Annotated in this window: 7 protein-coding genes and 2 rRNA genes; 7 read left to right on the top strand and 2 right to left on the bottom strand. The window is 66.2% G+C overall.

What is annotated here, in order from left to right; translation table 11 throughout:
• The first annotated feature begins 7 nt into the window (after positions 1–7).
• From H6726_20775 to H6726_20745, 7 genes are all read left to right on the top strand, one after another.
• Positions 8–751, top strand: a complete 744-nt coding sequence (locus tag H6726_20775; GenBank protein ID MCB9660092.1) for an HAD family hydrolase — start codon at positions 8–10, stop codon at positions 749–751.
• A gap of 73 nt (positions 752–824) precedes the next feature.
• The gene (locus tag H6726_20770; GenBank protein MCB9660091.1) at positions 825–1,280 is read left to right on the top strand and encodes a response regulator; all 456 of its coding nucleotides are present in this window, start codon (positions 825–827) and stop codon (positions 1,278–1,280) included.
• Positions 1,281–1,461: 181 nt separating this feature from the next.
• On the top strand, positions 1,462–3,402 hold the full coding sequence (locus tag H6726_20765; protein ID MCB9660090.1) for a hypothetical protein: 1,941 nt from the start codon (positions 1,462–1,464) through the stop codon (positions 3,400–3,402).
• A gap of 107 nt (positions 3,403–3,509) precedes the next feature.
• Positions 3,510–5,426, top strand: coding sequence for a hypothetical protein (locus H6726_20760; protein MCB9660089.1), 1,917 nt, complete (start codon positions 3,510–3,512; stop codon positions 5,424–5,426).
• A 221-nt stretch (positions 5,427–5,647) separates the two neighbouring features.
• Positions 5,648–6,505: a hypothetical protein gene (locus tag H6726_20755; protein MCB9660088.1), complete on the top strand. Its 858-nt coding sequence runs from the start codon at positions 5,648–5,650 to the stop codon at positions 6,503–6,505.
• 206 nt (positions 6,506–6,711) lie between these two features.
• Positions 6,712–7,605, top strand: a complete 894-nt coding sequence (locus H6726_20750) for a hypothetical protein (GenBank protein MCB9660087.1) — start codon at positions 6,712–6,714, stop codon at positions 7,603–7,605.
• 105 nt (positions 7,606–7,710) lie between these two features.
• Positions 7,711–9,558: a protein kinase gene (locus H6726_20745; GenBank protein MCB9660086.1), complete on the top strand. Its 1,848-nt coding sequence runs from the start codon at positions 7,711–7,713 to the stop codon at positions 9,556–9,558.
• A gap of 198 nt (positions 9,559–9,756) precedes the next feature.
• On the opposite strand, the gene rrf is transcribed toward H6726_20745, so the two are convergent.
• Positions 9,757–9,873 (bottom strand): 5S ribosomal RNA (rrf, locus tag H6726_20740).
• Positions 9,874–9,998: 125 nt separating this feature from the next.
• A 23S ribosomal RNA gene (locus H6726_20735) occupies positions 9,999–13,009 on the bottom strand.
• Positions 13,010–13,119 lie beyond the last annotated feature (110 nt).

Genomic DNA, 13,119 nt, shown 5'->3' with positions numbered 1-13,119 from the left:
CGCGCTCGTGCTGCCACCACCCCTGCCCCACCAGATTCAACTGCTCCAACAGGTGCTCGACCGGGTCAACGTGCGGGCGGCGGACGGTGGGCTCCCGCCCGTGGTCGTGTTCGGTCTCGACGGGACGCTGTTCGAGACGCGACCCCGCACGCTCCAGATCCTGCTCGAGTACGCCGACAGCGTGGAGGGCTCCGCCCCCAACGTGGCGGAGGCCCTGAGGCAACTCGATCAAGGCATGGTGCGCCGGCTGCTGCGCGACACGCTGCGCGAGGTCGGTCTGAGTCAGCCCGGCGTCATCAAGGACATCACCAACTTCTGGTACACGCGCTTCCACGACTCGGCCTACGTCGCCTACGACACCCCGGAGCCAGGGGCGGCCGAGTTCGTGTCCCGGCTGCACGGCGCGGGCGGCTCGGTCGCTTACCTGAGCGCCAGGGACATCCCCAGCATGCTGGTGGGCACCGTCACGGCGCTGCGTGACCACGGCTTCCCCATCGCCGAGCCGGGTGTTCAGCTGGCGTTCAAGCCCGACGCGACGGCCTCCGACGAAGCTCACAAGCGCGACATGCTGCCGGAGCTCGCGCGGGGTGGCGAGGTCGTCGCCGTGTTCGACTCGGACCCCGCCGTGTGCGCGATGGCGCTCAGCTACTTCCCCGAAGCGCTGGTGGGGCTCATGGACACCTGGGAGCTCGAACCCCCCCCGCCCGAGTCGGGCCTCTCGCACGTGCGAGACTTCCGCCTTGGAAGCTGAACTCTTCAATATTACAGCGAAAGGGTTCGGCCGTTGCATCGCGTGGGGTGCCGCCCTATGATGGACCTCGCTCATGCCCAAGCTGGTCCCACAGGAACGCATCACCTTGGCCGAGGCAGCGCGGCGGGTGGCGCTCACGAAGCGCGCGTGCGGCATCCTCGTGGTGGAGAGCGATCCCGATCAACAGGCCCGCGCGGCCCGCATGCTGACGCTCGAGGGGCATCGGGTGGTCGGCAGCGGCTCTGGCGAAGGCGCCCTCGCGCTCCTCTCGCAGTGGACGGTGGACTTGGTGCTGGTCAGCGAGCGCCTTCCTGGGATGGACGGCATCGAGCTAGCGCAGGAGATCGCGGAGCTGATGCCCGAGGTCCCGGTCGTCTTGGTCGTGGAAGCCGGAGCCAAGGAGCACCCGGCGGCGTCCCTCGTCGGTGCGGTCGCGTGCCTCACCAAGCCCTTCCGGCTGGAGGCCGTGCGGGAGCTGCTGCGCAGCCTCGACCTCGAGCCTCGGGCGTCGGTCGTCCCCGCCGAGTGAGCGCCTTCGGTCTGTGCGCTCCGAACCGATTCCACGCGGTCGTATCAGCTCAGGTGGAAGTTCACGCCCCGACTGCGCGTTACATCCGAGCGATGCGCGCCCTCACCGTCTCGACCCTGGCCAGTCGGCCACTCCACCGGCGTCCAGCTCCTGGGGCCGCCTGTCCCTTGGAGCATCTCGCATGACGCTCAGCCCATGTCCTCTCCGCACGCCCAGCGACGCCTCCGCTCCGCCAGTGCGCCGCCCCGCGCGTCGCCGTCCCCGTGGGCAGGTGCTGATCGGCGTCCTCGGGCTGCTCGCCGCGGTGGGAGCCACCGTGGGCCTCGCGCAGACCGGACCGCGCACCATCGGCGTCGACGAGATCCATCCCGGGATGCGTGGCTACGGCCTGAGCGTGCTCTCGGGTACCGAACCCGAGCGCTTCGACGTCGAGGTCATCGACGTGCTCCACAACTTCCGGCCGGACCAGGATCTGATCTTGGTGCGCACGCCCCACCCGCTCCTCAACCGCGCTCGGGCGGTGGGCGGCATGAGCGGTAGCCCAGTCTATCTCGACGGACGCCTCGCAGGGGCGTACGCGTACGGCTGGCCCTACGGCACCGACCCCGTCATCGGCGTAACCCCGATCGCCAGCATGTTGGCCGAGCTGAACCGCCCCGTGCGTGCCAGCAGCTTCCCAGGCGCCGAGGTGTTCCCGACGGCCCCGGGCGCCGGCCGCGCCACCAGCCGGAGGCCGCGCGCCGGGGGCGGACGCGCGGCAGCCCTACCCCCAACGGACGCAGACGCGCTGACGGGCATCCGCGGCGACATCGCGCGTGTGGCACAGGCCCGCGTCAACGGCCCTGTGGGGCTACAGCCGGCGCAGACCCCCATGATGCTGGGAGGCTTCACGGACGACGTGGCGCAGCTCCTCTCGCGGCAGCTGAGCGCGCTCGGCCTCGATCCGGTGCAGGCTGGCGGGTCTGGCGCCGCCGCGCCGCAGCCCAACGCTCGGTACGTCGACGGCGGCTCGATCGGCGTACAGCTCGTGCGAGGCGACATGAACACCACCGGTATTGGCACGGTCACCCATGTGGGTGGGCAGCGAGTCGTCGCGTTCGGTCACCCGATGCTGAACGGGGGTGAGACGGGGCTGCCCACGACGACCGCGCGCGTGCTCCACGTCCTGGTGAGCGAGGCCCGCTCATTCAAGATCGCCGAGGCCATCACGCCGCTCGGGACCCTGGTGCACGACCGGCAGAGCGCCATCGTCATCGACACGCGCTTCCAGGCAGCCACGATCCCGCTGCGGGTGCGCCTGCACGGCGTGGAGGGTGCGCCGCGCACCGAGTGGAACATGGAGCTGGCGCATCACCGCTCGTTCTCGCCGATGCTCGCGTATGCCAGCGTCCTCAACGCGCTCAAGGCGGCGGCCGCGGACTCGACCGACGTCGTGTACCGCGCCCGGACGCGCCTGCGCCTCGAGGGGCGTGACGCGCTCGAGTTCGAGGAGCGCGGCTACATGGACGACGGCCCGGCCGAGGCAGGCACGCTGGCCCAGCTGCGTGTGTTCGCGGCGATGCTCGCGGCGTTCGACAACCCGTTCGGGCCGGCCCGAGTGCTCGGGGTCGAGGTCGACCTCGAGGTGGACTATCGCCGCGACGTGCTGCAGTTGGTCTCCGCCACGACACTCGAGGAAGAGGTCGAGGCAGGGTCCACGGTGCCAGTCTACCTGCGGCTGCGCCGCTGGGGTCAACCGGACACGACGCGGGTGGTCCAGGTGCGCGTGCCCCGCCACGCCGCGGGCGAGTCGCTGCAGCTGACCATCGCGCCGGGGCCTTCGCAGACGCGCGAGCACGGCCGGCCGCGCGACCTCGACGAGTACCTGCGCGACCTCGGCGACCGCTACGCCGCGACGTCGCTGGTGGCCGCCATCGCCCTGCCGACGCGCGGCCTACGCTTCGACGGCCACGCCGTGAGCGGCCTCCCCGGATCCGCGCTCGACGCGCTGCACCCCACCAACGGCACGCTCGTGTCGGCCCCCTTCGAGACGCGCGAGCGACAGGAGCTCCCCATGGGAGACGTCGTGTTCGGCAGCGCCCGACTCACCCTTCGCGTTCGCCCTGCGAGAGCCAACCCATGACCACGTCTCGTCCACGCATCGCCTCGTCATCCGTCCTCCGTCGCGCGTCGTGTGGGCGCGCCACACGTCCCGTCGGGGCGCTCGCCTGTGCCCTCGGTGTCACCAGCATGCTCGCGTCGCATGCCGGCGCCGTAGGCACGCGCAGCTTCGAGGTGGACTCTGCCGCAAGCTTCGCCGCTGGAGAGCTGGAGGGCACCACGGTCCTGTCGCAGGGCACCCTGGCGGTAGGACGCGAGGTGCGGCGCATCGCCATCGATGAAGCCCCGCTCGTGTACAGCATGGCGCGGGCGGCGGACGGCAGCGTCTACCTGGGCACGGGCAACGACGGGAAGATCCTGAGGCTGCGCGGCGACCGCGTAGAGGAGGTCGCCCGCACGGGGCAGCTGCTCGTCGCGTCGCTCGCGCTCGACACGGACGGCACGCTGTACGCGGGTACGCTGCCCGAAGGGCGCGTCTTCGCGGTCGCTCCCGACGGGGCCATGCGCGAGCTGGTGCGCCTCGAAGAGACGGAGCACGTGTGGGCCCTCGTGGTGAACGGCAACACGCTGCTGGCGGCCACCGGCCCGCATGGGCGCGTGTACAGCATCGACCGCCGGGGCCACGCCGAGGTCTACTACCAGAGCAACGCCAGCCACGTGATGAGCCTGGCGCGTGACGCGGATGGCACCGTCTACGCGGGCACGAGCGACGAGGCGTTGGTGCTGAAGCTGCTCGGGCCGGGGCGCGCCGAGGTGGTGCACGACTTCCCGGGCAACGAGATCACCGCGCTCGCCGTTCGGAGCGGTACCTTGGCGGTCGTCGCCAACGAGTTCCCTTCGCCGCCGCGTGTGGGCGCCGCGACGGATGGCGTGCCCAACCGGCCGAACACGGGCAAGGGGCGGCTCTTCGTGGTGAGCCCCGAGGGGCGCACGGAGCGGGTGTACGCACAGGACGATGGGCACTTCACGTGCGTCCAGCTCGACACCGACGGCACCGTGTACGCCGGCGTGGGCAAGGACGGTCGTGTGTTGCGCGTCGCCGCGGACCGCACCAGCTCGGTCCTGATCGACGTCGAGGAGCGGCAGGTGCTCACCATCGACATGCTGGGCGGCGAGCCCGTGCTGGCGACGGGCGACAGCGGGGCCGTGTATCGCGTCACCGACCGCCCCGCCGCGACACCCGTATGGACGAGCCGCGTCCTGGACGCGTCCTTCAACGCGCGGTTCGGACAGCTCGACTGGCGCGGCCAGGGGGCGGTGCGCTTCATGACGCGGACGGGCAACAGCGGCACGGCGGACGAGACCTGGAGCGCCTGGTCGGCGCCCATGACGGCGCCTGGTCCCGTGCGCAGCCCGGGCGCCCGCTACATCCAGGTGCGGGCCGAGCTCACCACCCCCGCGAGCGCGGTCAACGCCATCACGCTGCACTACCTCCAGCAGAACCAGCGCCCGGTCGTGCTCGAGGTCGGGCTCAAGGCACGGCCCGCGTCGCGTGGCGCGTCGACGCGCTACGAGCTCGAGTGGCAGGTCGACAACCCGGACAACGACAGCCTGCGCTACCGCCTGCGCTTCCGCGCCGAGGGGCAGAGCGTGTGGCGCGACATGTTCCGGGAGGACGTCGTGCACACCGACGCGAACTACACGTGGGACACCGCGTCCCTCCCCGACGGGTACTACGTCGTCGAGGTGGAGGCCTCGGACGAGCCCGCCAACCCGCGTGAGCTGCGTCTGACGTCGCGTGCCGTGTCGGAGCCCATCCGCGTGGACAACCACGCCCCCGTGATCGAGCAGCTCCAGCTGCAGGGCGCGCGCGTCAGCGGACGGGCGGTGGACACCCTGGGTCCCGTCGCGCGGCTCGAGCTGGCGGTGGACGGCGGGCCGTTCCGCGACATCTTCCCTGTGGACCACCTGCTGGACACGGCGGTGGAGCGCTTCGAGGTCGACCTCCCGGATCTCGCGCCGGGTCCGCACGTCGTGGCGGTCCGTGCCACCGACGCCAGCGGCAACACGGTCACCGCCGAGGTCGAGCACAGCCCGCGGCGTTGAGCGCGGGTTCGCGCGAAATTCTCTCTCGAGGCCTCGACGCTGCAGGTCGGGTCCGGCAAGCTGTAGGCACCTGAGGGGAGCGCGCCGCGTTCCGGCGCCCCACTGTACATGCTGCGCGGAGCTCGATCGGCACTCGAGCGCGCACGTGTCCCTCGGGGTGTCGGTCCGTGGGGTGGGTCCCCTCTTCCGTTTCTTACAGCTTGAACCACGGAGAGAGACCCATGACCCATTCGTTCACACGCCGCGCCCTCGGCGCGACACTGCTGCTACCAGCCTTGTGGGCTGGCTGCGACGACACCACGGAGCCCCCCATCGTCGACATGGGGACGCACCACGTCGACCAAGACCTTCCTCCCCTCGAGTGCGAAGCGACCGGTGCGGAGGTGCGCTACCGCATCACCACGCTCCACATTCCGACGCCAGACGAGGCCGACGGGGGCGCCACGGTCGGGCAAAACGTCGACGACGCGGACAGCGTGTGCGGCGTGCCGGACTACCCAGGCGGCGTCGACAACTCGCTGATCGACCTGAACGCCGCGCTCCCAGCCCTGGCGCCCGATGATCCCATCGACCTGCAGGCGGAGATCGACAACGCGCTCGGGTGTCCGAGCGACGCCTCGCCCGCGGAGTGCACGCGCCTCGACCTGGTCGTGGGCGTCACACCAGGTTCGGCGTGCGCCAACGTGCAGGTCCGGAATGGAGCCGGCGAGGCCTTGGCCGCTCCATTCGTCGCCCACGCGACCAACGGAACACTCCGTGGTCGCGTGCCCCAGCTCGCGTTGTCCATCCCGTACCAAGCCGAGACCATGGCCGTGGACATCGACTTGAGCGTGACCAACGTTGTCCTGAGCGCCGAGATCAGCGAGGGCGCGCTGACGAACATTGTGATTGGCGGGAGCCTGGCCCAGGTGGCGTTCGAGGACACCATCCGCGATCTGTTGCCCCTCCTCGGAGGTGAGATCTCGTTCGAAGACATCCGCGGCATCCTCTCGAATCTGTACGACGTCCAGCTGGGTGGGACCTGCGCGGCGCTCTCGGTCGGGCTCACTGGCTCGGCGACCGCGGTGGGGGAGCCGTGATGCCGCACGAGCCGTCGTCACCCGGCGCCGCGAACGTTCACGAAGTTGTGGACGATAGTCACATCGTCAGGCATTCTACGTGCGACTCGGGGTCGGCAGACCCTTGCACTCGTCGAATTGAACGTGTTACCAAGTTACGCCGCTCGCACAGGCGACCGGTGGCAAGACCCGTCGCCCCCAGGGGCGGGCTTAAAGGAGAAATCGGGATGGATCTGAAGAAACTAGCTTTTGGCCTTACTCTGAGCGCTTCCCTCTTCGCCGGTTGCGGCGACGACAGCGGTAGCACCACCAGCACGACCAGCACCACTGGCACCACCAGCACGACCAGCACCACTGGCACCACCACCAGCACCACGAACATCACGCAGCCGGACTTCGGCATGTGCGGTGACGCGGGCACGGCCGTGCTGTACCGCATCAACCAGCTCACCATTCCGACCCCGGAGGACGCCGAGAACGGCCTGACCGTCGGTCAGAACGTGGACCAGGCGGACAGCGCCTGCCGCGTGCCCGACTATCCGGGTGGAGTCGACAACTCCCTCATCGACCTGGTAGCCGCGCTCCCCGGGCTCGCGCCGGATGATCCCATCAACCTGCAGGCCGAGATCGACACCGCGCTCTCCTGCGCACCGGACGCCACGGACTGCTCGCGCCTCGACCTGATCGTCAGCGTCCAGACCGGCACCAACTGCGTCGTCGTCGAGGTCCTCGACGGAACCGGCGCGGACGCCGAGAGCCTGGCCGGTCCCTTCGTGGGCAGCCTGGACGGCAGCGGCAACATGCAGGGTGCGGTCCCGAGCCTCGCGCTCGCCATCCCCTACACCACGGACAACGGCGCTGTGGACATCAACCTGAACGTCAGCAACGTCCTCATCACCGGCACCCTGTCGGAGACGGCCGTGACCAACATCGTGCTCGGCGGCGCGCTCGAGAAGACCGCGTTCGAGACGACCATCATGAACCTCCTCCCCCTGCTCGGTGGCGACGTCGAGTTCTCGGACATCAGCGGCATCCTGTCGAACCTGTACGACGTGCAGCTCAACGGCACCTGCTCGGCGCTCTCGGTGGGCCTGGTCGCCAGCGCGGCCGTCGTTCCCTGAACGAGATGACCCCAACGACGACGGGATCGGCGGTCACGCCGGTCCCGTTTTCGTTTGTGGAGCGTTACCCTTGCGCCAGCGACGGACGTCCGCGACCATCGGCGCGTGACGTCTCCCGGCACTTCGCGCGCTCCACGTGCGATCCCTTTCGGAAAGTACCTGCTCCTCGAGCGCCTCCACAGCGGGGTCGACGCGGAGGTGTTCCTAGCCAAGACGTTCGGGGTGGAGGGGTTCCAGCGCTTCGTGGCGCTCAAGCGCATGAAGAGCCACCTGGTGCACGATGAGGCCGCGACCCAGCGCTTCATCGACGAGGCGAAGCTGCTCGGGACCTTGAGCCACGCCCACATCGCGCCCATCTACGAGCTGGGGAAGGTGGGCGCGACCCACTACACCGTCATGGAGCACGTGTGGGGTCAGAGCCTCACCGCCATCATCGAGCGGCGCGTCGTCCGAGGCGAGGCGCCCGTGGGGATGGCCGCCTTCATTGGTGCCCGCATCTGCGACGCGCTGCACCATGCGCACAGTCGCCGGACGGATGGGGTGGCCACGCCGGTGTACCACGGCAATCTCGAACCCGGGAACGTGCTGGTCAGCTACGAGGGGACGGTCAAGCTCGTGGACTTCGGACTGCCGGGCGACGACAACGACGACGCCAACGCGTTGCTGGACGGGCGCTTTGCGTACCGAAGCCCTGAGCAGCTGGCGGGAGCGCCACTCGACCCACGCGCAGAGGTCTTCTCGGTCGCGGCGTGTGTGCATCAGCTGCTCACCGGCAGGCGCCCCGACGACGAGGCGCCCACTCAGGCACCGAAGCGACCAAGCGAAGCGTACCGCGAGCTCGCGACGCTGCTGACCAACTGCATGTCGCGAGATCGGCGCAATCGCCCGGAGTCCACAGCGGAGCTACAGGCCGGGTTTCTGCGCTGTTTGAGTGTCGGTGGGCAACCCTTCACCACCTCGCGCGCCGCCGAATGGATGCGCACCGAATTCGACGAGACGCTCGAGCGCAGCAAGAGGCGACTCAACCTCTATGCGGCACTACGTCGCCCCGAGGACATCGAGTCCATTCGGCCACCGGCGAGCATGGACGACGACCCGTTCGCGAACGAGCCCACGGTCATCACCGAGACGACGTTCGAGGCAGAGAGCGCGAGCTCATGGGACGACGCGCCGACACAGATCTACTTCTCGTCCGACGCGCTCACATCCAGCGCGCCCAGGTCGTTCGAGATCACGGCGACGCTCTCCAGCTCCGTCAAGCTCGCGCCGGACGCGCTCACCCCCGAGCCCGAGGAGGTACGGCGAGCACGGGCGCGAGACCGGGCCCGACGCGCGACGAAGGAGAGGCAGAAGGACAAGGCCAAGCCAGCGATGGATGAGCGCCACCGAGCGCCTCCGCCCGCAGCGGCGGGGGGCGTTTCCACTCTCTGGTACGCAGCAGGCGCCCTGGCCCTTGTCGCGATCGGGCTTGTGGGTTGGATGGCGACACAGCAGGGTGGGGAGGGCCAGATCGAGATCAGAGAGCGCGGGGGACTCCCTGCGGAGGCTTGGGTCGACGGCGTCATGCGGGGTCAGACACCTTTGCGGCTGGAGCACGTCGGCATCGGAACGCGGCACGTGGAGCTGCGCTCCGCGGGAAACCCGCCCGTGTCGACGGAGGTCACCGTTCGCCCAACGGTCACTGCCCTGGTCGAGCTGAGCACGGTACCCAACCAGGCGGCGGCCCCGCCCGACCCCAACCGTCCGGGCCTCCTGGTGCTGACCACCGTCCCGTGGGCCCACGTCCACCTCGACGGACGGCCCACCGGAAGGAGGACACCCATCCCAGACCTCCAGGTATCTCCGGGCCGGCATTTGCTGCGACTCGTGGCAGACGACGGGCGCTCCATTGAAGAGGAGATCTTCGTGCGGCCGGGCGAGTCACTGCGCATCGTGCGTCGCTTCGAGCAGTAACGCGACTTCGTGGCGGCGTTCCCGTCCGGTCGCACGACGGGCCCCGGACCAAGCGCGACCGACCGAACACAACCGCGTCTCGACCAACCGAACGCGGCCAGATCTCGGCCGACCAAACGCGAACGCTCTCGCGGGCGCTCGAGGAGTGGGTGGTTAAAAGGGCGAAGCCCCTCGTCGTGAGACGAGGGGCTTCGATAAATCCGGCGGCGTCCTACTCTCCCACAGCGCTTCCGCTGCAGTACCATTGGCTCTGAAAGGCTTGACTACCGAGTTCGGGATGGGATCGGGTATGACCCTTTCGACATCGCCACCGAAAGAGATGGAGAGCAACAGCTCTGGAAGTTGATTAGACGTCTCCAGGTTGGCAGGTCCGCGCGGCGCTTGGCCTGCGGGACTCATGTCTCCAACCCTGAACTCGAACTGACACGACTCGTACCTTAGAGATAGGTCAAGCCGCACGGCCGATTAGTACTGGTCAGCTCCATGTGTTGCCACACTTCCACACCCAGCCTATCACCTTGTAGTCTACAAGGGGCCTTCAGGGACCCGAAGGTCCGGGATACCTCATCTTGAGGCCGGCTTCCCGCTTAGATGCTTTCAGCGGTTATCCGTTCCGTACATAGCTACCCGGCTATGCCCCTGGCGGGACAACCGGAACACTAGAGGTACGTTCAACCAGGTCCTCTCGTACTATGGTCAAATCCTCTCAAGTATCCTGCGCCCACGGCAGATAGGGACCGAACTGTCTCACGACGTTCTGAACCCAGCTCGCGTACCGCTTTAATTGGCGAACAGCCAAACCCTTGGGACCTGCTCCAGCCCCAGGATGCGATGAGCCGACATCGAGGTGCCAAACCGCGCCGCCGATATGAACTCTCAGGCGCGATCAGCCTGTTATCCCCGGAGTACCTTTTATCCGTTGAGCGATGACCCTTCCATTCGGAGCCACCGGATCACTAAGACCTGCTTTCGCACCTGCTCGACCTGTCGGTCTCACAGTCAAGCTCCCTTATGCCTTTGCACTCTACGGCTGGTTTCCAATCAGCCTGAGGGAACCGTCGCGCGCCTCCGTTACTTTTTGGGAGGCGACCGCCCCAGTCAAACTGCCCACCAGACAGTGTCCCCGCACCGGATGACGGTGCTGGGTTAGAAGCCCAGAACATTCAGGGTGGTATTTCAAGGTTGACTCCACCGAAGCCGGAACCCCGGTTTCAAAGTCTCCCACCTATCCTACGCAGAATGTCCCGAGCTTCACTGCCAAGTTGCAGTAAAGGTTCACGGGGTCTTTCCGTCTTGCCGCGGGTAGAGGGTATCTTCACCCCCAATACAATTTCGCTGGGTCACTGGCCGAGACAGTAGGGATGTCGTTACGCCATTCGTGCAGGTCGGAACTTACCCGACAAGGAATTTCGCTACCTTAGGACCGTTATAGTTACGGCCGCCGTTTACTGGGGCTTCGGTTCGAAGCTTCGCCCGAAGACTAACATCTCCCCTTAACCTTCCAGCACCGGGCAGGCGTCAGACCCTATACGTCCTCTTACGAGTTCGCAGAGTCCTGTGTTTTTGGTAAACAGTCGCAACCCTCATTTCTCTGCAACCCCCTTCCGCTCCAGCCGCAGGGCCTTCACGTAACGGGGGCACACCTTCTCCCGAAGTTACGGTGTCAATTTGCCGAGTTCCTTAGCCAGTGTTCTCCCACGCGCCTTGGGATATTCACCCCGCCCACCTGAGTCGGTTTGCGGTACGGTCACCGAATGCACTCACTGCGCAGCTTTTCTTGGAAGCATGGGATCACCGAGTTCTGGAGCCGGAGCTCCACCTCATCACGTCTCGGCGTTGCCCCCGCGTTTGTCCCTATTGGGTCCTACGGGAACCGCCTACGCGCTTGAACCAGCACAACCAAACGGCTGGCTCGGCCTACCCTTCTCCGTCCCTGCTCAGGTCAACGTACAGTCAGTGGTGCAGGAATATTAACCTGCTTGCCATCACCTACCCCTTTCGGGCTCAGCTTAGGGACCGACTAACCCATGGGAGGATTATCCTTCCCCAGGAAACCTTGGGCTTACGGCGACAGGACTTCTCATCCTGTTTATCGCTACTCATGCCTGCATTTGCTCTTCTCAGGTCCGACACCACTCCTTACGGTATGGCTTGTATCTACCTGACAATACTCCGCTACCGCTCTACTTGCGTAGAACCCTAAGCTTCGGTACCAGACTTTAGCCCCGTTACATTTTCGGCGCAGGCTCGCTCGACCAGTGAGCTATTACGCTTTCTTTAAAGGGTGGCTGCTTCTAAGCCAACCTCCTGGCTGTCTGAGCGCTCCCACATCCTTCGACACTTAGACTGGATTTGGGGACCTTAGCTGTAGATCTGGGCTCTTTCCCTCTCGACTACGGACCTTATCACCCGCAGTCTGCCTCCCGGATACTTGTCACCGGCATTCGGAGTTTGATTGGGTTTGGTAGTCTGGTAAGACCCCTAGCCCATTCAGTGCTCTACCTCCGGTGCAATTCGTCCGAGGCTATACCTCAATATATTTCGCGGAGAACCAGCTATTTCCGAGCTTGATTAGCCTTTCACTCCGATCCACAGGTCATCCCCCGAATTTTCAACTTCGGTGGGTTCGGTCCTCCACGTGGTTTTACCCACGCTTCAACCTGCCCATGGATAGATCGCTCGGGTTCGGGTCTACGCCATGCCACTCAATCGCCCTATTTGGACTCGGTTTCCCTTCGGCTACACCTCACGGCTTAACCTTGCGACATAGCGTAACTCGCAGGCCCATGATGCAAAAGGTACGCTGTCGCACTGTCCGAAGACATAGTGCTTCAACTGCTTGTAGACACACGGTTTCAGGTACTATTTCACTCCCCTTGCCGGGGTGCTTTTCACCTTTCCCTCACGGTACTTGTTCACTATCGGTCGCCGAGGAGTACTTAGCCTTGGAAGATGGTCCTCCCAGATTCACGCCGGGTTCCACGTGCCCTGCGCTACTCGGGTGCCAATGCAGAGGTGTATCGTTTTCGTGTACGGGGCTGTCACCCTGTATCGCCAGCCGTTCCAAGCTGTTCCACTAACCATACACTTGATAACTCTGTGAGAGGCTGGTGCACTCTCTCACTGGACCCACAACACCCATTCAGCAACGCCACCAGGCTTACACTGATTGGGTTTAGGCTGGTCCCCGTTCGCTCGCCGCTACTAGGGGAGTCTCTTTTGATGTCCTTTCCACCAGGTACTTAGATGTTTCAGTTCCCTGGGTTGGCCGCACCGGACCTATGTATTCAGTCCGGCACTAGTGCGTATGACCGCACTCGGTTGCCCGATTCGGAGATCTCCGGATCAACGCTTGTTCGCAGCTTCCCGGAGCTTTTCGCAGCTATCCACGTCCTTCTTCGCCTCTCGTCGCCTAGGCATCCACCGTGTGCCCTTTCTAGCTTGACCGTATCCCTAAGGCACGTTTCGTATCTTCGTCGTTCGAGTCCAGGGTTCGAGTCACGAGCTTCGCTCCGACGCTCCCTGGACACTCACTTCTCGAGGCAGCTTCGCTGCCTTCTA

The sequence above is a fragment of the Sandaracinaceae bacterium genome (assembly GCA_020633055.1).
Lineage (GTDB): Bacteria > Myxococcota_A > Polyangia > Polyangiales > Houyiibacteriaceae > JADJJE01.
Note: the sequence above shows the minus strand (reverse complement) of the source record. Positions and strands in the feature narration are given on the sequence as shown.

Bases quoted from the DNA above. Each gene is read 5' to 3' on its own strand.
- H6726_20770 (MCB9660091.1), top strand. From the start codon at position 825: ATGCCCAAGCTGGTCCCACAGGAACGCATCACCTTGGCCGAGGCAGCG.
- H6726_20765 (MCB9660090.1), top strand. From the start codon at position 1,462: ATGACGCTCAGCCCATGTCCTCTCCGCACGCCCAGCGACGCCTCCGCT.
- H6726_20760 (MCB9660089.1), top strand. From the start codon at position 3,510: ATGCTCGCGTCGCATGCCGGCGCCGTAGGCACGCGCAGCTTCGAGGTG.
- H6726_20755 (MCB9660088.1), top strand. From the start codon at position 5,648: ATGACCCATTCGTTCACACGCCGCGCCCTCGGCGCGACACTGCTGCTA.
- H6726_20750 (MCB9660087.1), top strand. From the start codon at position 6,712: ATGGATCTGAAGAAACTAGCTTTTGGCCTTACTCTGAGCGCTTCCCTC.